Here is a 17,467-nt window from a genome sequence, read left to right as displayed (position 1 = left end):
ATGCGTTTTTGTCCACCGCTAGAACGTCAAGCGTTAACACGGGACAGCGACAAATGGAGACCATGGAACGCGGCACCGACGAGGAACTGGCCGCCGTCCGCCGCGAGTGGCGCGCGCTGGAGCGCCAGCGCCGAGTGGCGACCCACCTCCTGTACGGCCTGACACTGCTGTTCGGCGGCCTCTCAGTGCTGCTGTTCCTGACGGTCCAGCCCCAGGAGTGGTGTCTCTACAGCTACAGCCCACAGCCCGACAGCTGTACGACAGTGCGGCTGGGTACCGTCTTCCGGGCGGTGCTGGTCGGCCTCGCGCTGGTCGCGCTCGCGGCGGGCGGCAGCATTGCCTGGCAGAGTCTCCAGCCACGCAACGGGAACGGCCACCGCGTCAGGTAAGAACGGAAGTTCGACCCCGGTCAGTGCATGTGCTCGCCGACCCGGAACGCGATCTCGACGGTCGCCTTGTAGTTCACGATGCGCCCGTCCTCGACGGTCGCCGTCCAGTCTTCCACCTCGACGCCGTGGATGTCGTCTACGGTCTCGCTCGCCTGTGCGACCGCCTCGCGCGCCGCGTCCTCCCACGATTCGGAGGACGTGCCCAGTACCTTGATGATTTTTACTGCCGTCATGGCACCGCAGATACCACGAACGGGCGGATAGCTATGCACGGATTAGTGGACGAGACGGCGGCAGCAAGGGGAGTAAGGCGGACTTATTCGGGACGCGACCGCCGACCACCGCCACGGCTCAGTCGTCGGGTAATCTGAAATGCCGGCCGCCGCGCGCCACGTCGATGCCGATGACCACGAGCGTGAGTGCGCCGAGTGAGGCGACGAGGGCGTACGCGAGTGCGGCGCGCGACCGGTCGCCCGCCAGCAGGTCGATGAAGCCACTCGCGAGCACGGTGGCGGCGATGCAGACGATGCCAAGAGCGGCGAGCACGTTCCACGGGAGGGTCCGCCCGAGGAGGCTGACCTCGCGGCGGCTCCCGGCGACGACGAACAGCGTACCCGCGACGACCAGCAGCGCGTAGGTCACACCGGCGGTGCTCGCGAACACGCTGTCGACGCCGAACGCGAACACGAGCAGCTGGGAGACGAGCAGGAGGAACAGGCCGTACCAGCGGAGGAGGGAGCGGCGCATACCCCCGAACTGTCGGCGAGACTGAAGTAACTGTCTTCGAGCTACCGGTCGACACAGTAGTCGACGAAGTTCTTCAGGATTCGAAGTCCAGTCTCTCCGGACTTCTCCGGGTGGAACTGGGTGCCGAACACGTTGCCGCGCTCGTTGGCGACGACGGCCGGGAAATCGACGCCGTAGTCAGTCGTCGCGACGATGGCGTTCGGGTCGTCGGGCCTCGCGTAGTAGGAGTGAACGAAGTAGGCGTACTCCCCATCCACGCCCTCGACGATGGGGTGGTCGCGCTGGACGTCGAGCTCGTTCCAGCCCATGTGCGGCACCTTCTGTCCCTCGGCGAAGCGGACGTTCGTGCCGGGAATCAGGTCGAGCCCCTCTGCGTCGCCCTGCCCGGCGTGGTCGGCCTCCTCACTGGATGTGAGGAGCATCTGCATCCCGAGACAGATACCGAACAGCGGTTTGCCCTCGTCTGCGACCTCGACGAGCGCGTCGCGGACGGGTTCGGCGTTCTCCATCCCCTCGGAGAACGCGCCCACACCGGGGAGAACGATGCCGTCTGCGGCGTCGAACGCGGCCGGGTCGTCGGTGAGTTCGACGCTCGCACCGGCGCGTTCGAGCCCGCGGGTCGCCGACCGGAGGTTCCCGAGCCCGTAGTCCACGAGGACGATGTCGGCCGCCGTCTGGACACTCATACGTGACTCTCGGAGCGAGGGGGACAAGTCGGTTTCCGTCGCGGACAACTCGGTGACACACCGGGTATCACGTGGTTAATATATAGATGGAATCGGAATTTTTATACTTGCTATCCTGAAGGTTCTGGTGTTCGCATGTCAAAGCGACGTAGTTTCCTGAAATCGGCGGGGGCAGTCGGCGTAGCCGGCCTCTTCGCAGGATGTACCGGCACCAGCAGCAACGACGACACGGGTGGGGACCAGAACGACGACGAGGGCTCTCCGACGGCGACGAAGACGCCCGTTCCGTACAACAACGGCGAGGTGAACTTCGTCATGTCGCCCTCCGAGCCGCAGGAGTACATGGAGAAGCAGTACCAGCCCGTCAAGGAGTATCTCAACTCCGAGACCGGACTCCCGACGAAGCTGAAGTACGCGCGCAACTACAGCGCCGTGCTGCAGGCGATGGGCTCCGGGACGGCCGACGTCGCCGAGACCGGTCCGTTCGCCGCGGCGCTCGGCGTCAAGGCCGACAAGGCCGACATCGCGCTCCAGCGGTACGCCTACGGGTCGTGGGAGTACTCCTCGGTCATCGTGACGAAGAAGAGCTCCGACATCAACAGCCTCTCCGACCTCGAGGGCGAGACCGTCGGCTTCGCCGACCGGCTCTCCGCGTCGGGCGCGCTGTTCCCGCTGTACATGCTGAAACAGGCCGGGCTGAAGGTCGGCGGCTACCCGCAGGAGAAGTCGGGTGCCGACTTCGACGCGACGTTCTCCGGGCACGCGCAGGCGTTCCAGCAGCTGGCGAACGACCAGGTCGCCGCCGCCGGCGTCGGGAAGTTCATCACGCTCAACGACGACCGCGAGCTGAAAGACGGCTACGAGTACGTGAAGACGTACGACGGCATCCCGCGGGCACCCATCGTCACGTCGCCGGAGCTCTCCGACGACGAGCAGAACGAGATCGTGAGCGCCCTCGAGAGCGCACCGGACTCCCTGTACTACGGGAAGGACGGCGAGGAGGGGACCGACGACGACCTCTGGTTCAGCAACGTCCGCCCCGCGGACGTCGAGAAGTACCAGCCGGTCATCGACGTCGCCAACGAGCTCGGCATCGAGACCGAGTTCCTCGACTCCTAACGGGTCCACCGTGGACCAGTTCTCGTCGGGGATGTCAGTGGAATACCGGGACGCTAAAGACGGCGTGCGCAATTTTCGCTGACATATGCCGGTCGTCTCACTTTCGGACGTGCGGAAGGTCTACGGGGAGGACACCGTAGCCCTCGACGACGTCTCCTTCGACATCGACCAGGGGGAGTTCGTCGTCATCCTCGGTCCCTCGGGGGCAGGCAAGTCGACCCTGCTTCGCGTGCTCAACGGCCTTACCACGCCGACCTCGGGAGAGGTCACCATCAACGACCACCGGCCGGGCGCCCGGTCGGAGGTCGGCATGGTGTTCCAGATGCACTACCTCATCGAGTCGATGTCCGCCTACCGGAACGCGCTCACCGGCGCGCTCTCGCGGGCCGGCTGGGTGCGAAGCCTCCTCACGGCCTACCACCGACCCGACAAGGAGTCCGCCCTCCGGGCGCTCGACACCGTCGGCCTGCTCGACGAGGCCGAACAGCGCGCCGGCTCGATGTCCGGCGGGCAGAAACAGCGCGTCGGCATCGCCCGCGCGCTCGTGCAGGACCCCGAACTCCTGCTCGCCGACGAGCCGGTCTCCAGTCTCGACCCGAAGGCCGCCCGCGACGTGATGAGCTACATGAAACGCGCCGCCGAGGAGCGGAACCTCACCACCGTCGCGTCGCTCCACCAGGTGAACATCGCCCGCGAGTTCGGCGACCGGTTCATCGGCATCCGCGACGGCGAAGTGGTGTTCGACGGTACCCGCGAGGAGCTCTCGATGGACGTCGTCGACGACCTCTACTACGGAGAGGACATCGCCGGCGCGTACGCCGACGAGAGCGACGACGGCCCGACGGCCGCCACGCCTCCAGCCGACACCGGAGAGGTGACCGCCGATGAGTGACGCCACCGAGACGACCGACGAGACGCGAGTGGAGACGACGCTCGACCGCATCGAGCGGCGAACCGTCATCCGGCGCGTCGCAGCGCTCGGACTCCTCGTCACCATCGCCGTCGCGACCTATCTCGGCCTCGGCTATCTCGCCGGGAGCTCCGTGGAGAAGCTGCTCGCGGACCTCGGCCGGCAGCTACCGACGTTCATCGACAGCATCCGCGACTTCCTCAGTCCGAACTTCGTCGACTTCACGGCCTACTCGCAGGAGAACGAACTCGACGGCTGGAGCGGGCTGGTCCAGTCGCTCGCCAACCCGAGCTCGTTCCTCGACACCGCGAGGACCGGCTCCAGCGGCCTGCTCGTCTCGGGCGCCATCATCACGGTCGTCATCGGGTTCACCGGCACTGTGCTCGGGTTCCCGCTCGCGCTCCTCTTCGGTATCCTCGGCTCCGAGCGCGTCACGCCGTTCCCCTTCAACTTCATCTTCCGCGGCACGATGAGCACCATCCGCGCCATCCCGGCGCTCGTCTGGGTGCTCATCTACATCCCCCTGGCGAGCATCTCCCCCATCGGCGCGATGCTCGCCATCGCCACCGACACCATCGGCAATCTGGGTCGGCTGTTCACCGACGAACTCGAAGAGATCGAGGAGGGCCCCATCGAGGCCATCAAGTCCACGGGGGCGAACTGGCCGCAGGTCATCTCCTTCGGGATGCTCTCGCAGGTCTCCTCGTCGTTCGTGGCGTGGACGCTCTACATCCTCGAGATCAACACCCGCATCGCCATCTCGCTCGGCGTCGTCGGCGCGGGTGGTATCGGGCAGTACATCAACGGCCGCATCGGCCTGCTCCGCTTCGACAAGGCGGTCGCCGGCCTCATCATGGTCGTGGTCATCGTCCTCACGGTCGAACTCACCTCCTCGCGGCTCCGCGCCCGGCTTCGCCCGGGCGAACACGAGGGGAAGGGGTTCGTCGAGAGTCTGCGTGACCTCGGCAACCCGAAGAAGTGGCTCGGTATCGGCGACTCGCGTCAGTAGTCGCCGAGCCGCGACTGCCCGCTCTCGCTGTCTCCAACGCCCGCCAGCTCGGCGGCCTGTGCGATGGTCTCGGTGAACGTCGACTCCTGGCTCCGGTCGTACAGCGTCGCTGCCGGATGCACACAGACGAGCAGCCGGTACGAGGCGTCGCCGACGCGCGCGTCGAACACCTGCCCGGCCTCCGTGGTCACCGCAACCGACCGCCCGAGCAGGTGCTCCGAGGGAACCTTTCCCAGCGTGACGACGAGTTCGGGGTCCAGGCGCTGGATCTCCGCGTCGAGGTACTCGCGGCAGTTCTCGAGCTCCTCCGTGGTCGGGTCGCGGTTCTCCGGCGGTCGACACCGCACGCAGTTCGTGATGCGCACGTCACGCCGTGCGAGTCCCACGTCACGCAGCGCGTCGTCCAGCACGGTGCCGGAGCGGCCGACGAACGGCTCGCCCTGCTCGTCCTCGTTCGCGCCCGGCGCCTCGCCGACGAACAGCAGGTCGGCGTCGTCCGGGCCGACGCCGTTGACGATGCGCGACCGCGACTCGCACAGCTCCGGACAGCGCTCGCAGGCGGTCACGTCGAGTCCCTCCATGCTCATGCTCGACTCAACGCGGCGGGGGGCTAAGAATCCGTCCGGAAGCGATCGGCTGCTCTCGCCGCCAGCCGCGCGACCCGGAGGGGTTCCGGTCGCCCACCCTCCGGCGTGAACGCGCGGACCACCTCGGCTGTCTCGCCGTCGTCCACGCCGACGGCGCGCACCCAGACCTGCTCGTCGTTCACGGTCAGTTCTCGCCGGGCGGGCTGCCGCTCGTACACCGCGAGCCGGGCGTCGCGGGCGTCGCCCTCGAACTCTCGGTGGATGGCGGCACCGAGCCCGGGGCTATCTTCGAACGACACGGAGAGGGCGGGCCGGTCGACAGCCGCGTGGAGTGCGTGGAGGTCGACGACGTTGAACCACGCTGGGGCGATGCCCGCGACCAGCACGTACCCCACGTCCGGGCGGTCGAGCGTCGCGACGAGGCCGGCGATGGCATCGGTGGCGTCGCTCCCGCCCACAGCACACGTCGAGAACACGAGGTCGTCGACCACGCGGTCGGCTCTGACGACCGCACCGGCCAGCGTGCTGGTCTCGTCGCGGTACGACTCGGCGACGCCGAGGGCTCTGGCCCCGGACTTCACCTCACTCCTCCTCTTTCATGTCCTGGAACTGGTCGAGCAGTTCGTCGGACGTACTCTCGCCGAACTCGAACGACACCTCCCCACGGTGGTCGTGTTCGGTGGTGTTGACGGCGTCCTCGTCGTCGTAGTCCGTGTCGTACTCCTGGTTCTCCTGTTCGCTTTCGTCGTAACTCCCGAAGCCCATGTCCACATGGGGGTAGGAGATTGCCACGGAAAAATTCCTTGCCGCGCCCGACACCCTCAAACGGCCGGACCTAGTCGAGGGGGTATGGACATCATCGACGTCACCCCGGACACCGACACGTTCGCGGGGAACGCGTTCCTCGCGCTCGGTGCCCGGCCGGCGCTCGTCGACACCAGCGGCCACCCCGAAATCGTCGAGCAGGTGGCCGCACACACGGACACGCTCGAAGCGGTCGCACTCACCCACCAGCACTGGGATCACGCCAACGCCATCGAGGACATCGTCGAACGGTTCGACCCCGAGGTGTACGCGTACGCGGACCACGACCTCCGGACCCACGCCATCGAACACGGTGACACCGTCGACCTCGGTGACGAGACGTTCGAGGTCGTCTATACGCCGGGACACGCCGCCGACCACGTCTCGTTCGTCTCGGAGACGACGCTGTTCTCCGGCGACGTGGTCGTCCACAACGACGCCGCGTTCGACTACGGCAGCTTCGGTCGGACGGACCGTGCGGGCCAGTCGCGCGAGCGGCTCATCGAGTCCATCAACGTGCTGCTCGACCACCTCCCCGACACGGTCGAACACATGTACGCGGGCCACGGCGACGAGTTCCACGGCGACGTTCGTGACGTCGTCGAGACGTCGCTGGCACGCGCCGAGAAGCGCGAGCCCAAGTACCCTGACGAGTAGGAGCGAACAGGTGGTCCGTGGCCTGCCTCCGTAGCGGCGGACCACGCTCCCGCCGTGATCGCTACGGCCCGTGCTCACTGCACGGGGACGGTGGTCGCGGGTTCGGATAAAAAGTTGAGCCGCGGCTCTCGGGGACCGAGAGTGACGAGGAGGAGGACGCAGTCCCTGCGGTCAGGCCGCCCGACGCTCACGGGTCACTACGTTCCCCGTTCGCACAAAAAGCGGCGTCGCGCTACGCTTACGCCGCTCGGCTCGCGTGTCGCTGCGCTCCCGCTCACTCGAACGCAGCCCTCGCTGCGCTCAGGCTGCTCGACGCTCCTTCGCCTTCGGCCGCAGCTTGGCGTAGCCGCACTTCCGGCATCGCTTCGCCCGTGGCGCGTTCCGTGCGTTACACCGCATGCAGATCATCTTGTTGAGGGTTCGCGCCTCCGCTTTCTCGAAACTGGCCATACCACCGGTACCGGGACGGCGCGGTTAAACCTTTCCGAGTCGTCTCGCGGCGGTTTATGGGGCTTGCCACCCACGGGACCGTATGCGCCACTACGAGATGGTCGCGGACCTCCCGCTGGTCGTCGAGTCGCTCACGCTCGACCGCCGGGAGCGCGACACGTCGAGCGGCTTCACCCGTGTCACCACGACGGTCGAACTTTCGGGCGAGGGACGCGTCGGCCGCGGCGAAGACGTCTGTTACGAGGCCGAGGACCACGACCCCTACCCCCGGCCCGACCTGACCGGCGAGTACACGTTCGACGGCTTCTCCGACGCGCTCGCGCGGGTCGACCTCTGGCCCGACGGCGAGCCGAACCAGCACCACGCCCCGGCGATGCGCCGGTGGGCGTTCGAGAGCGCGGCGCTCGACCTCGCGTTGAAACAGCAGGGGATGACGCTTGCGGACGCGTTCGACACTGACCCCGACCCGGTCCGGTTCGTCGTCTCCACCCGACTGGAGGGCTTCGAGCGTATCGAGATCATCTTCGACGTGAACCCCGACGCGGAGTTCAAACTCGACCCGACGCCGGAGTGGAGCGACGCACTCGTAGCGCGGCTGGCCGAGACCGACCGCGTCAGAACGCTCGATTTGAAGGGGCTGTACGAGAGCACCGACGTCGATACGGAACCGGACCCGGCGTTCTACGAGCGGCTCCTGTCGGCGTTCCCCGATGCCGTCATCGAGGACCCCGCAGTGACCGAGGAGACGATGCCGCTGCTGGACGACGTGGCCGACCGGCTCGCGTGGGACTACCCGATAACGGGCGTCCCGTCGGTGCAGGCGCTGCCGTGGGAGCCGCAGTGGCTCAACATCAAGCCCTCGCGGTTCGGGACCGTCGAGTCGCTGTTCGATACCGTCGACTTCGCCCGCCGGAACGACATTACCATGTACGGTGGCGGCCAGTTCGAGCTCGGGATCGGGCGCGAGCAGGTGCAGGCACTCGCAGCGCTGTTCTACCCCGACGGACCGAACGACGTGGCCCCCGGTGGCTACAACGACCCCGAGCCCGCCGCCGGCTTACCCCGGAGTCCACTCGACCCACCGGTCGGGTTTGGTGTCCGATAGCGACCAGTAACGCCCCATTAGTATCTCGCGAAATACAGGTAAGCAGTTCCGGTTTATTACCGCTCCGAGCGTTTTCGTACGGTGTCCATGCCTATTGCACAGCCAATCGAAGAGTCGATCGTATCGCAGGTGAGTGAGTGGGACGGCGTGAGCGTCGAACAGCGCCGTGGCGGCCGAACGGAGTTCATGTTCGCCGGTGAGGATTTCGGCCACATCGACGACGACGGGTCGCTCGACCTCCCGCTGTCGATTCCGGTCCGAGAGGCGCTGGTCGCCGCCGGTCGCACCGAGCCGCACCCGATGTACGGCAAGACCGGCTGGACCACGTTCACCATCCGCGGCGAGGATGACGTCGAGGAGGCAACGAAGCTCCTGCGGCTGGCGTACTGTTACTACGTCCTCGACGTGAGCCACGACGACGGGAAGGCGTCGATGGCCGACGACATCGACGTCGAGGCCGAACTCGAGACGTTCGGCGCGGACGACGACCTCCGCGAGGCAATCATGGCGATGGCCTGATGGCGCCGATTCCACAGACCGAGCCGACCCTCGTCGACCGTGTGGTCCAGCGAACGCTCGACCTGCCGGGCGTCATCGCCGAGCCCCACCGGTTCGGCGGCCGCGAGTTCCGCCTCGGCAACCGCGAAATCGGTCACGTCCACGCCAACGGGTTCGTCGACATCAACTTCCCGCGGCGGCTCCGCGATGCGCTCGTCGAGAGCGGCCGCACCGAGCCGCACCACCTCTACCCGGATTCGGGGTGGACGACGTTCCACGTCACCGTCCCCGCGAACGTCCAGCTGGGCGTCGACCTGCTGCGGATCTCGTATCTGTACCACGCCGCCGCGCTCTCGAAGCGCGACGAGACGATTCCAGCGCCGGACCTCGAACGTGAACTCGCCGACCTCGGTGTGTCCACGGCTGTCAACGAGGCGTTCGCGCCCGTCGCCTAGCGGTCCAGATACTCCTCCTGCACCGCGACGACCTCCGCCGAGTTCGCACAGTTTGCGTACCGCTCCAGGGGCTCCTCGTTGAGTTCGAGGAAGGTGTGCCCCCAGCGGAACTTCGACATGAGCTGTTCGGCCTGCGCGCGGTCTCCCAGAATATAACAGGCGGCAGCGAACGCCTCGACGGTGTTGAGGCGGAACGGCGTCCCGTAGCTCACGGGGTTACCCGCGACCAGATACGGTAGCGCACGGTGGTCGCCGCGGAGTTTGAACGCCTCTTCTTCGGCAGTCTCCCACGAGCAGTCGAGCGCGACCAGCACGTCCCACCCCGAATCGGCGGGCGAGAGCGCCTGCTCGGCGTACGGGTCGAGGACGATGCCGGCCGGGACCGACCGCGGCGAGCGATGGAGCTCCGCGAGGTCGAAGCGCGCGAGCTTCCGGGCCGTACACTTCTTCGGGTCGTCGTCACCCTCGTACCGGACGTGCAGGTCCACAGCCCCCGTTTCACCCGCGGCGCAAAAAGCGGCTCGTCCCGCGTGCCCGGGGCTTTTGTCGGTCGCTCGCGTCGGCACAGTCATGGACCGCGCCGCCGTCGCCCGGAGCTACTACGAGAGTATCGACGCCGGGGCGTACGACCGCCTCCGTTCCCTCCTCGCAGACGAGTTCGTCCACGACCGCCCCGACCGGACCATCGAGGGGGCAGACGCGTTCGTCCGGTTCATGCGCGAGTCGCGGCCGCGAACCGACACCCGCCACGTCGTCGAGGCGGTGTATCCGGCCGACGACCGCGTCGCCGTCGAGGGGCGACTGGAGGGTGCCGACGGCGACCCGCTGTTCCGGTTCGTCGATACGTTCGCGTTCGTGGACGGTCGTATCGAACGACTCCGAACCTACACGCACTGAATCGGCCGGGCTGTTCGTCCGTCCGCCCATGGCAGCGGGCCTGCCACAATTTTTTCTTGCGGGCCGTCGCTCACGTCGTATGCGTGTTCACTTCGACGGGCAGGCGTTCGACTACCAGACCCTCCGCGCGCTGGCGTACACCACCTTCGGCGGCACGGAGCCCGGCGAGGTGCTGGTGACCGCCGACCGCATCGACGACGGCGACACCGAGGCCTGGCACACCGAGTGGCGTCGCACGGCCGAAGGGGTTGAGCGCGCGGCAGACGACGCCCACGAGGCAGGGAACGACCGGACCGCCCGGTTCGGCTACCTCCGGGCGCACACCTACTACCGGACCGCGGAGTTCTTCCTCGACAGCGACGACCCGCGACGCCCCCAGACCTACGAGGCGAGCCGCCGGGCGTTCCGCGCCGGGATGGCCCTGCTCGATGCACCCCCCGAACAGGTAGAGATCTCCTACGAGGAGACGACGCTCCCTGGCTACCTGTTCGCGCCCCCCGACGCTGACGGGCCGCGGCCGACGGTCGTCTGTCTCGGCGGCTTCGACTCGCTCGCCGAGGAGCTCTACTTCCTCTGTGGCGTCCCCGAGGCGCTCGCCCGGGGGTACACCGTGCTGCTGTTCGAGGGACCGGGACAGGGCGCACCCCTCAGGAAAGAGGGACTGGCCGCGCGCGCCGACTGGGAGCACGTCGTTGGTCCCGTCCTCGACTACCTGACCGAGCGTCCAGACGTCGACCCCGGGGCCATCGGCCTCGTGGGGGTGAGCTTCGGCGGCTACTACGCCCCGCGCGCGGCGGCGTTCGACGACCGAATCGCCGCCTGCGTCGCGTTCGACCACATGCACGACCTCTGGGGCGCGTCGGCCTACGAGAACCCCCGGCTCGCCCGCCTCATGTTACATCTCCCGGACGCGCTGGTGAACGGGCTCGCCACGCTCGCCAGTCAGTTCAGCGTGGAGTCGCGCTGGCTCATGCAGAACTCCCGGTGGGTGTTCGGCGTCGACGGCGCTGCCGACCTCCAGCGGCGACTCCGCGAGTTCTCGCTCGCGGGACTCGCACACCGAATCGGGTGTCCGACCCTCGTGCTCGCGGGTGAGGACGACCACTTCGTCCCGCTCGGGCTGGCACAGGCGTTCGTCGACGAACTCGCAGGACCGACCACGCTGCGCGTGTTCACCACCGAGGAGGGCGCGGGCGAGCACTGTCAGGTCGGGAACCTGCGGCTCGCGACGGGCGTCATCTACGACTGGCTCGACGAGACGCTCGTGGCCTGACAGTCGGCGGAACAGCTATCGGTGTCGCATCCACACCCAGAAACGTGTCCCTGAATCTACACTCACCGTCCGTTCGCTACCCGCTGGGCGTCGTGGCGCTCGTCCTCGCGGTGTTCGCGCTCCGTATCGCCGCCGAGGCGCTGGTAACTGGTTTCGTCGAAGGGAGGTCGTGGCTCCCCACGGTCGGTACCGTCGGCCAGACCGTCAGCCTACTGTTGCTCGCGGTGAACGTCGTCGCGTTCCTCGTCGTCCCCGCGGCAGCGTTCTATCTCGGCCACCGCCACGGGCGCGCGACGGCCTGAATCAGTCTCGCTCGCCCGAACCGATCGCGCTCTCCCCGACGGGGGCGTGGCCCTCGATGACCTCGGTGCCACCCATGTACGGCTGGAGCGCCTCCGGCACGTCCACCGTGCCGTCGTCGTTCTGGTAGTACTCGAGGATGGCGACCATTACCCGCCCAACCGCAGTCCCCGAGGCGTTCAGCGTGTGGAGGTACTCCGCCGACTCGTGGCGCTCGGGCCGGTACTGGATGCGGGCGCGACGCGCCTGGAACTCCTCGAAGTTCGACGCCGACGACACTTCCAGCCACCGCCCACCTTGCTCGGGGCCGTCCTCGCTGTCGTTGCCAGGCGCCCACACCTCGATGTCGACGGTCTTCGCCGACGCGAACGTCAGGTCGCCGGTACAGAGGTCGAGCGTCCGATACGGGAGCCCGAGCCGGTCGAGCACCTCGCAGGCCTCGTCGACGAGCGCGTCCAGCCGGTCGTAGCTCTCCTCGGGTCGGACGAAATTCACGAGTTCGACCTTGTTGAACTGGTGGACGCGGACGATGCCTCGGGTTTCGGTGCCGTGTTCGCCCGCCTCGCGCCGGAAGTTCGGCGTGTACGCCTGGTACTTGAGCGGGAGGTCCTCGTCGAGCAGGATCTCCTCGCGGTGCATGTTCGTGACGGGCACCTCCGCGGTGGGACAGAGCCAGAGGTCGTCGTCGTCGTACGCCTCCTGCTCGGCGCCGCCGATGCGGTAGGCATCGTGGTTGAACTTCGGGAGTTGCCCGGTGCCGCGCATCGAGGTCGACTTGACGGGAACCGGCGGGAAGACGTCGTGGTAGTCCTGCTCGCGGTGGACGTCGAGCATGAACTGGATGAGCGCGTGTTCGAGGCGGGCGCCGTCGCCTTTCAGGAAGTAGAACCCCGAGCCGGTGGTCTTCGCGCCCCGCTCCTCGTCGATGATTTCGAGGGCCTCACCGACGTCGTAGTGGGGCTGTACCTCGTCGGGGAGCTCCCGGAGGTCGTCGAAGCCGACGCGGTCGCGCTCGACGTTGTCGCTCTCGTCGTCGCCCACCGGAACCGACTCGTCCGGAATCTGTGGCAGTTCGAGCAACTGCCGTTCGAGCTCGGCTTCGAGGTCGCCGGCGCGCGCCTCCAGTTCCTCGAGTTCGGCCTTGAGTTCGCTCGACTGCTCGATAGCCTCCTGCGCCTCCTTCTCTTTCCCCTCCTGTTTCAACTGGCCGATCTTCGACGACACCTGATTGCGCTCGTGGCGGAGGTCGTCGCCCGCCGACTTCAGCGAGCGCCACTCGTCGTAGGTGTCGAGAACCGCGTCGAGGTCCACATCGTCGTACCCCCGGGCGTCGAGGGCGTTGCGCACCTCGTCGGGGTTGTCGCGGAGATACTGTCGCGAGAGCATTTGCCGGAGGTTCCGCAGGATTCGCAAAAGGCGTGTCGATGCTGTGGTTCGGTGTGACGGGGGTGAGCGGCGCGTCAGTCCTCGGTGACAGCCCCGGACCGCTCGACGGTGTCGCCCGCGTGATGGGCGGTCACGGTGAACTCGGTGCCGGGGTCGACGCCGGAGAAGTCGAACGTGGCGACGAACGTCCCGTTCTCGCGGACGGTCGCCACCGTCGACTTGAGGAACGGACTCGACCCGCTCGACCGCGCGCGGACCGTGACGTTCGTGCCGGGGTCGAGGCTCGTCGCACCACGAACGGTCTGCCCGGTCGTGTTCTGGACCGTGATGCGCTCGCCCGTGACGTGGAAGTGCGTCCCGTTGGGACCGGTGACGCGGACGGTGTCGTTCGCGAGCTGGGTGTCGTTGTAGCTGACGGTGGCGGTCAGGTGCGTGGTCGGCTCCACGTCCTTGAGGTTCACCACTGCGCCGAACGTGCCGTCGTCGAGGACGACCACCTCTTTCGTCGTGTCGAACCCGTCGTCCGACGACGCGAGCCGGACGGTGACGGTGCGACCCGGTTCGAGCCCGCTCGATCCCGTCAGAAGGGCGTCGGCACGAGCTGGCAACAGGACCGACTCGTGGTGAGCAGTCGTGTTGAACTGGGCGTCGGCGTCGACCTGTGCGCCGGGCGTCGCGGTCGGCTCCGACGGCGACCCGGGAGTTTCCATCCCGGGGTCGGCGGGACCGAGGAGGCCGTCCGGCGCGACGGCGACCCCGAGGGCGCCCACGGCGACGACGGCGACGACGAGACCAGCGGCAACGGCGCCGTGCTTCATCGGTGGACCACCACCGGTGGCGATGCGATGCGACTGCGCGATTGGAGGGCAGGCATGCAGCCGACCGTTCCGGGGGAGATGCCGAAAAGTATTGGATAACTGAAACGCTGGTTGAACCCTCCGCGTCGAGCGCCAGTTTCATCCTCGAATCCCCGCAACCTCTCGGTATGGCAATCGGTGACGTGTTCGAAGTCGACGTTGGCGGCGTCTCGGACACGTACTATCTCGACACGGGAATGTACGACACGCCCGAGTACGGATCGCTCTACATTATCGACGCGCCCGAGCCGGCCATCATCGACACCGGCACCGGAGCGAACTACGAGAACACGCTCACCGCGCTCGACGAACTCGGCATCGCCCCCGAAGCGGTGTCGTACGTCGTCCCCACGCACGTCCACCTCGACCAGGTGGGTGGCGCGGGCTTTCTCGCCGACGCCTGCGAGAACGCCACCGTCGTCTGTCACGAGCGCGGCGCGAAACACCTCGTGGACCCGTCGCGACTCTGGGAGGGCACGAAGCACGCGGTCGGCGACCAGTTCCAGTTCTACGGCGAGCCGAACCCGGTCCCTGCCGGTCGCCTCCAGCAGGTCCACGACGGGAGCGTGCTCGACCTCGGTGACCGCGTCATCGAGGTCCACGACGCGCCCGGCCACGCGCCACACCACGCCATCTTCCACTCGCCGAGCGACGATGCCGTCTACACGGCCGACGCCGCGGGCATCTACGTTCCGACGCTCGACGAGGTTCACGTCACCTCGCCGCCACCGAACTTCGACTTCGAGCAGTGTATCGCCGACGTGCGGACCATCCGACAGATCGATCCGGAGACCCTCTGCTACGCTCACTTCGGTCCTGTGGAGACCGGCGACCGACTCGCCGAGTACATGTCGGTGCTCACCGACTGGGTCGAAGCGATCGCCGCGAAACGCGAGGAACTCGGCGACGACGAGGCGGTCGTCGAGCACTTCGTCGCCCAAACCGAGATGCGCGAGGTGTGGGGCGAACTGAAAGCCGAGGCCGAGGCCGCGATGAACACGCGGGGCGTGTTGCGGTATCTGGACCAGCGGGGCGAGTGAGCGTCCGCGAGGTTCGCAGAGCCGAGCGGTTCATCGGGGCCGAACGGAACGAGACTCCGACGTTTTTCGTGCAGATTCTTGCGGTTCCAGGTCGCTCCGCGACCCGCTCACCGCAAAACGGGTCGCATGAACAGGGAGGGCGTGGTGCGGTATCTGGACAGGGAGGCGTAAACCGCCCCCCGGACGTTCGCCCACCGTTCCCGCCGAACGCCCACGCGGTCGACAGCGCAGCCGTCACGAACTGACCATTCGCCCACCGATCGTGCAGTTCATGACGCCCTCCCAGAACAAGTTCCGACCGGAAGCGGAAATCGGGGTGGGGAATCCGCCGGGACCGGGTCGGACGTTTAATATGCGGTCCCGCCGAACCCGGCGAGTGATGGAGGTGCTCGGATGGCTGGAGCCGGCAACCTGATCCCGCTCGTCGCGGCGATCATCGGACTCGGCGTCGGCGCACAGATACTCTCGGACCGGTTCGAGGTGCCGAGCATCATCTTCCTTATCGGCGCGGGCATCGCGCTCGGCCCCGAAGGGCTGGGGCTGGTCACGCGATCGTCGTTCGGCGGCGCGCTGCCCGCCATCGTCGGCCTCTCGGTCGCCATCATCGTCTTCGAGGGGGCGTTCCACCTCCGGGCGGACAAGCTCCGGGAGGCTCCGACCGAAAACACCAGGCTCGTGACGCTGGGAGCGCTCATCGCGCTCGTCGCTACCGCCGTAGTCACGAAGTTCGCCTTCGACGCGCCGTGGGACGTGTCGTTCCTCATCGGTGCACTGCTGGTGGCGACCGGCCCGACGGTCATCGCACCCATTCTGGAAGTCGTTCCCGTCCGCGATCGCGTCGAGGCGGCGCTCGAGACTGAGGGCATCGTCAACGACGTGACCGCAGCCATCGTCGCGGTCGTCGTCTTCGAGATCATCATCGAAGGTGACACCGCGCCCGAGGAGTTCCTCGTGCTGTTCGCCGAGCGACTCGGCGTCGGCGTACTCGTCGGCATCGTCGTCGCCGCCGTCGTCTGGTACCTGCTCCGGTACGTCGACCTCTCGCCCGGTAACGCACCACAGAATGCCCGACTGCTGGTGCTGGCGGGTGCGCTCGTGGCGTTCGGCGCGGCGGACTTCATCGCCACGGAGGCCGGGGTCGCCGCCGTGGCCACCGCGGGCATCATCCTCGGCAACCTCGACGTCCCCTACGAGGAGGACATCTCGGAGTTCAAGGGCGACGTGACGCTCATCGTCCTCTCGTTCGTGTTCATCGCGCTCGCCGCCCTCCTCCGCTTCGAGGACCTCATCGCCCTCGGCATCGGCGGACTCGTCGTCGTGGTGGCCGTCGCGCTGCTCATCCGCCCGGCCCTCGTGTTCCTTTCGCTTTCGGGCGACCGGTTCACGAGAAACGAGAAGGTGTTCGTGAGCCTCGTCGGCCCGCGCGGCATCATCCCAGCGTCCGTGGCGACGCTGTTCGCCGTCGAGCTACAGAACGCCGGGATGACCGAGGCGGCGGAGCTGCTCGTCGGCACCGTCTTCCTCGTCATCCTCGCGACGGTCGTGTTCGAGGGCGGCCTCGCCCGTCGCATCGCGGAGTTCCTTGACGTGATACCCATGCGTGTACTCGTAATCGGAGGCGGGCAGGTGGGCCGTGCGCTCGCTGAACGCCTCGAAGACCGCGGAGAGAACGTCGTCGTCATCGAGAACGACGAAGAACAGGTGGAGGTGGCCCGCAACCAGGGCCACACCGTCCACATCGGCGACGGCACCGACACGGAGGTGCTACAGGCGGCCGGTGCAGGCAACGCCCGTATCGTCGTCGCCGCGACTGGTGACGACGACGTCAATCTCCTGGTAGCACAGCTCGCGTCCTCGAAGTTCGACGTCGAGACGATCCTCGCCCGGGCGAACAACCCGGACAACGTCGAGGCGTTCGAGGATCTGGGTGTGCGGACCATCTCCTCGGCGCTCGCCACGGCACAGGCCATCGACAACGCCATCGAGCGCCCGGCGCTCTCGCGGTGGATGGGCGAACTCGGGCGCTCCGGCGACGTGCAGGAGATCGAGGTGACGAGCGAGGAGCTCGTCGGCCGCACGGTCCGGGAGATCGGCCCGGAACTCCCGGCGGCGACGCTCATCGCACTCGTCGCACGCAACGGCGAGACGCAGGTTCCCGACGCCGACTTCACGCTCCAGAAGGGCGACCGGCTGACGCTCATCGGCCAGCGCGAGTCCGTGCGCGACGCGATGGCGTTCTGTAACCCCGACGAGAACTGACGTCGCCACGGCGCCTTTTAGACCACCCGCGCATCCATG

The 17,467-nt window shown here is 67.4% G+C and carries 23 protein-coding genes; 13 read left to right on the top strand and 10 right to left on the bottom strand.

Annotation, left to right across the window (positions count from 1 at the left end):
* Positions 1-62 precede the first annotated feature (62 nt).
* On the top strand, positions 63-389 hold the full coding sequence (locus tag NL126_RS11945) for a hypothetical protein (protein ID WP_255195102.1): 327 nt from the start codon (positions 63-65) through the stop codon (positions 387-389).
* A 20-nt stretch (positions 390-409) separates the two neighbouring features.
* Here the strand turns inward: NL126_RS11945 and NL126_RS11940 are convergent, their stop codons facing one another.
* The 3 genes from NL126_RS11940 to hisH all read right to left on the bottom strand — a co-directional run bounded on the left by NL126_RS11940 (position 410) and on the right by hisH (position 1,822).
* The gene (locus NL126_RS11940) at positions 410-622 is read right to left on the bottom strand and encodes a dodecin family protein (RefSeq protein WP_255195101.1); all 213 of its coding nucleotides are present in this window, start codon (positions 620-622) and stop codon (positions 410-412) included.
* A gap of 118 nt (positions 623-740) precedes the next feature.
* On the bottom strand, positions 741-1,136 hold the full coding sequence (locus NL126_RS11935) for a DUF7994 family protein (protein WP_255195100.1): 396 nt from the start codon (positions 1,134-1,136) through the stop codon (positions 741-743).
* Between the two features lie 41 nt (positions 1,137-1,177).
* Positions 1,178-1,822 (bottom strand): imidazole glycerol phosphate synthase subunit HisH, encoded by a 645-nt coding sequence (gene hisH, locus NL126_RS11930; RefSeq protein ID WP_255195099.1) that lies wholly within the window; start codon positions 1,820-1,822, stop codon positions 1,178-1,180.
* Between the two features lie 135 nt (positions 1,823-1,957).
* Between hisH and phnD the strand changes: the two genes are divergently transcribed.
* The 3 genes from phnD to NL126_RS11915 all read left to right on the top strand — a co-directional run bounded on the left by phnD (position 1,958) and on the right by NL126_RS11915 (position 4,860).
* A complete protein-coding gene (phnD, locus tag NL126_RS11925) occupies positions 1,958-2,941 on the top strand; it encodes a phosphate/phosphite/phosphonate ABC transporter substrate-binding protein (RefSeq protein ID WP_255195098.1) in 984 nt (327 codons plus the stop codon).
* A gap of 85 nt (positions 2,942-3,026) precedes the next feature.
* The gene (gene phnC / locus NL126_RS11920) at positions 3,027-3,833 is read left to right on the top strand and encodes a phosphonate ABC transporter ATP-binding protein (RefSeq protein WP_255195097.1); all 807 of its coding nucleotides are present in this window, start codon (positions 3,027-3,029) and stop codon (positions 3,831-3,833) included.
* Positions 3,826-4,860, top strand: a complete 1,035-nt coding sequence (locus tag NL126_RS11915; protein WP_255195096.1) for a phosphate/phosphonate ABC transporter permease — start codon at positions 3,826-3,828, stop codon at positions 4,858-4,860. Before phnC ends, NL126_RS11915 begins: the two co-directional genes overlap by 8 nt.
* Here NL126_RS11915 and NL126_RS11910 read toward each other — a convergent pair.
* From NL126_RS11910 to NL126_RS11900, 3 genes are read right to left on the bottom strand one after another with little or no spacing between them, the layout of a single operon-like run.
* Positions 4,854-5,447 carry a uracil-DNA glycosylase gene (locus tag NL126_RS11910; RefSeq protein ID WP_350355452.1) on the bottom strand — a complete coding sequence of 198 codons (594 nt, stop codon included), beginning with the start codon at positions 5,445-5,447 and terminating at the stop codon, positions 4,854-4,856. The genes NL126_RS11915 and NL126_RS11910 overlap by 7 nt on opposite strands.
* 23 nt (positions 5,448-5,470) lie before the next feature.
* A complete protein-coding gene (locus tag NL126_RS11905; RefSeq protein ID WP_255195095.1) occupies positions 5,471-6,028 on the bottom strand; it encodes an endonuclease dU in 558 nt (185 codons plus the stop codon).
* Position 6,029: 1 nt separating this feature from the next.
* A complete protein-coding gene (locus NL126_RS11900) occupies positions 6,030-6,212 on the bottom strand; it encodes a DUF5786 family protein (RefSeq protein ID WP_255198841.1) in 183 nt (60 codons plus the stop codon).
* Positions 6,213-6,296: 84 nt separating this feature from the next.
* Here NL126_RS11900 and NL126_RS11895 point away from each other — a divergent pair, with 84 nt between their 5' ends.
* Positions 6,297-6,908: an MBL fold metallo-hydrolase gene (locus NL126_RS11895; RefSeq protein WP_255195094.1), complete on the top strand. Its 612-nt coding sequence runs from the start codon at positions 6,297-6,299 to the stop codon at positions 6,906-6,908.
* A gap of 300 nt (positions 6,909-7,208) precedes the next feature.
* On the opposite strand, the gene NL126_RS11890 is transcribed toward NL126_RS11895, so the two are convergent.
* Entirely contained in the window at positions 7,209-7,358 is a 150-nt protein-coding gene (locus tag NL126_RS11890; protein ID WP_255195093.1) for a 50S ribosomal protein L40e, read from the bottom strand.
* A gap of 82 nt (positions 7,359-7,440) precedes the next feature.
* On the opposite strand from NL126_RS11890, the gene NL126_RS11885 reads away from it, so the two are divergent.
* The 3 genes from NL126_RS11885 to NL126_RS11875 all read left to right on the top strand — a co-directional run bounded on the left by NL126_RS11885 (position 7,441) and on the right by NL126_RS11875 (position 9,416).
* A complete protein-coding gene (locus tag NL126_RS11885; RefSeq protein ID WP_255195092.1) occupies positions 7,441-8,463 on the top strand; it encodes an enolase-like domain-containing protein in 1,023 nt (340 codons plus the stop codon).
* Between the two features lie 87 nt (positions 8,464-8,550).
* Positions 8,551-8,982: a luciferase domain-containing protein gene (locus NL126_RS11880; protein WP_255195091.1), complete on the top strand. Its 432-nt coding sequence runs from the start codon at positions 8,551-8,553 to the stop codon at positions 8,980-8,982.
* Positions 8,982-9,416 (top strand): luciferase domain-containing protein, encoded by a 435-nt coding sequence (locus NL126_RS11875; protein ID WP_255195090.1) that lies wholly within the window; start codon positions 8,982-8,984, stop codon positions 9,414-9,416. Before NL126_RS11880 ends, NL126_RS11875 begins: the two co-directional genes overlap by 1 nt.
* On the opposite strand, the gene NL126_RS11870 is transcribed toward NL126_RS11875, so the two are convergent.
* Positions 9,413-9,904 (bottom strand): DUF367 family protein, encoded by a 492-nt coding sequence (locus NL126_RS11870; protein WP_255195089.1) that lies wholly within the window; start codon positions 9,902-9,904, stop codon positions 9,413-9,415. The two genes, NL126_RS11875 and NL126_RS11870, sit on opposite strands and share 4 nt — an antisense overlap.
* An 82-nt stretch (positions 9,905-9,986) precedes the next feature.
* Here NL126_RS11870 and NL126_RS11865 point away from each other — a divergent pair, with 82 nt between their 5' ends.
* The 3 genes from NL126_RS11865 (at position 9,987) to NL126_RS11855 (ending at position 11,888) form a co-directional block, all read left to right on the top strand.
* Positions 9,987-10,313: a nuclear transport factor 2 family protein gene (locus NL126_RS11865; RefSeq protein WP_255195088.1), complete on the top strand. Its 327-nt coding sequence runs from the start codon at positions 9,987-9,989 to the stop codon at positions 10,311-10,313.
* A 79-nt stretch (positions 10,314-10,392) separates the two neighbouring features.
* Entirely contained in the window at positions 10,393-11,586 is a 1,194-nt protein-coding gene (locus NL126_RS11860) for an alpha/beta hydrolase family protein (protein ID WP_255195087.1), read from the top strand.
* 44 nt (positions 11,587-11,630) lie between these two features.
* Positions 11,631-11,888 carry a hypothetical protein gene (locus NL126_RS11855; protein ID WP_255195086.1) on the top strand — a complete coding sequence of 86 codons (258 nt, stop codon included), beginning with the start codon at positions 11,631-11,633 and terminating at the stop codon, positions 11,886-11,888.
* Position 11,889: 1 nt separating this feature from the next.
* On the opposite strand, the gene serS is transcribed toward NL126_RS11855, so the two are convergent.
* Positions 11,890-13,272, bottom strand: coding sequence for a serine--tRNA ligase (gene serS / locus NL126_RS11850; RefSeq protein ID WP_255195085.1), 1,383 nt, complete (start codon positions 13,270-13,272; stop codon positions 11,890-11,892).
* Between the two features lie 74 nt (positions 13,273-13,346).
* Complete coding sequence (locus NL126_RS11845) at positions 13,347-14,090, bottom strand: BGTF surface domain-containing protein (RefSeq protein ID WP_255195084.1); 744 nt, start codon at positions 14,088-14,090, stop codon at positions 13,347-13,349.
* Between the two features lie 167 nt (positions 14,091-14,257).
* On the opposite strand from NL126_RS11845, the gene NL126_RS11840 reads away from it, so the two are divergent.
* Both NL126_RS11840 and NL126_RS11835 read left to right on the top strand, forming a co-directional pair.
* Positions 14,258-15,169, top strand: coding sequence for an MBL fold metallo-hydrolase (locus NL126_RS11840; protein WP_255195083.1), 912 nt, complete (start codon positions 14,258-14,260; stop codon positions 15,167-15,169).
* A gap of 393 nt (positions 15,170-15,562) precedes the next feature.
* Positions 15,563-17,428, top strand: a complete 1,866-nt coding sequence (locus tag NL126_RS11835) for a cation:proton antiporter domain-containing protein (protein WP_255195082.1) — start codon at positions 15,563-15,565, stop codon at positions 17,426-17,428.
* The last annotated feature ends 39 nt before the right edge of the window (positions 17,429-17,467 follow it).

The organism is Halorarius litoreus (assembly GCF_024362405.1).
GTDB lineage: Archaea > Halobacteriota > Halobacteria > Halobacteriales > Haloarculaceae > Halorarius > Halorarius litoreus.
This window is presented reverse-complemented; position numbering and strand designations above follow the sequence as displayed.

What these genes read in the sequence shown, in the direction of transcription:
- NL126_RS11915 (WP_255195096.1), top strand. Translation starts at nt 3,826, where the DNA reads ATGAGTGACGCCACCGAGACGACCGACGAGACGCGAGTGGAGACGACG.
- phnC (WP_255195097.1), top strand. Translation starts at nt 3,027, where the DNA reads ATGCCGGTCGTCTCACTTTCGGACGTGCGGAAGGTCTACGGGGAGGAC.
- NL126_RS11895 (WP_255195094.1), top strand. Translation starts at nt 6,297, where the DNA reads ATGGACATCATCGACGTCACCCCGGACACCGACACGTTCGCGGGGAAC.
- NL126_RS11890 (WP_255195093.1), bottom strand. Translation starts at nt 7,358, where the DNA reads ATGGCCAGTTTCGAGAAAGCGGAGGCGCGAACCCTCAACAAGATGATC.
- NL126_RS11835 (WP_255195082.1), top strand. Translation starts at nt 15,563, where the DNA reads ATGGCTGGAGCCGGCAACCTGATCCCGCTCGTCGCGGCGATCATCGGA.
- NL126_RS11940 (WP_255195101.1), bottom strand. Translation starts at nt 622, where the DNA reads ATGACGGCAGTAAAAATCATCAAGGTACTGGGCACGTCCTCCGAATCG.
- NL126_RS11900 (WP_255198841.1), bottom strand. Translation starts at nt 6,212, where the DNA reads ATGGGCTTCGGGAGTTACGACGAAAGCGAACAGGAGAACCAGGAGTAC.
- NL126_RS11860 (WP_255195087.1), top strand. Translation starts at nt 10,393, where the DNA reads ATGCGTGTTCACTTCGACGGGCAGGCGTTCGACTACCAGACCCTCCGC.
- serS (WP_255195085.1), bottom strand. Translation starts at nt 13,272, where the DNA reads ATGCTCTCGCGACAGTATCTCCGCGACAACCCCGACGAGGTGCGCAAC.
- hisH (WP_255195099.1), bottom strand. Translation starts at nt 1,822, where the DNA reads ATGAGTGTCCAGACGGCGGCCGACATCGTCCTCGTGGACTACGGGCTC.
- NL126_RS11885 (WP_255195092.1), top strand. Translation starts at nt 7,441, where the DNA reads ATGCGCCACTACGAGATGGTCGCGGACCTCCCGCTGGTCGTCGAGTCG.
- NL126_RS11880 (WP_255195091.1), top strand. Translation starts at nt 8,551, where the DNA reads ATGCCTATTGCACAGCCAATCGAAGAGTCGATCGTATCGCAGGTGAGT.
- NL126_RS11840 (WP_255195083.1), top strand. Translation starts at nt 14,258, where the DNA reads ATGGCAATCGGTGACGTGTTCGAAGTCGACGTTGGCGGCGTCTCGGAC.
- NL126_RS11910 (WP_350355452.1), bottom strand. Translation starts at nt 5,447, where the DNA reads ATGAGCATGGAGGGACTCGACGTGACCGCCTGCGAGCGCTGTCCGGAG.
- NL126_RS11845 (WP_255195084.1), bottom strand. Translation starts at nt 14,090, where the DNA reads ATGAAGCACGGCGCCGTTGCCGCTGGTCTCGTCGTCGCCGTCGTCGCC.
- phnD (WP_255195098.1), top strand. Translation starts at nt 1,958, where the DNA reads ATGTCAAAGCGACGTAGTTTCCTGAAATCGGCGGGGGCAGTCGGCGTA.
- NL126_RS11935 (WP_255195100.1), bottom strand. Translation starts at nt 1,136, where the DNA reads ATGCGCCGCTCCCTCCTCCGCTGGTACGGCCTGTTCCTCCTGCTCGTC.
- NL126_RS11875 (WP_255195090.1), top strand. Translation starts at nt 8,982, where the DNA reads ATGGCGCCGATTCCACAGACCGAGCCGACCCTCGTCGACCGTGTGGTC.
- NL126_RS11865 (WP_255195088.1), top strand. Translation starts at nt 9,987, where the DNA reads ATGGACCGCGCCGCCGTCGCCCGGAGCTACTACGAGAGTATCGACGCC.
- NL126_RS11945 (WP_255195102.1), top strand. Translation starts at nt 63, where the DNA reads ATGGAACGCGGCACCGACGAGGAACTGGCCGCCGTCCGCCGCGAGTGG.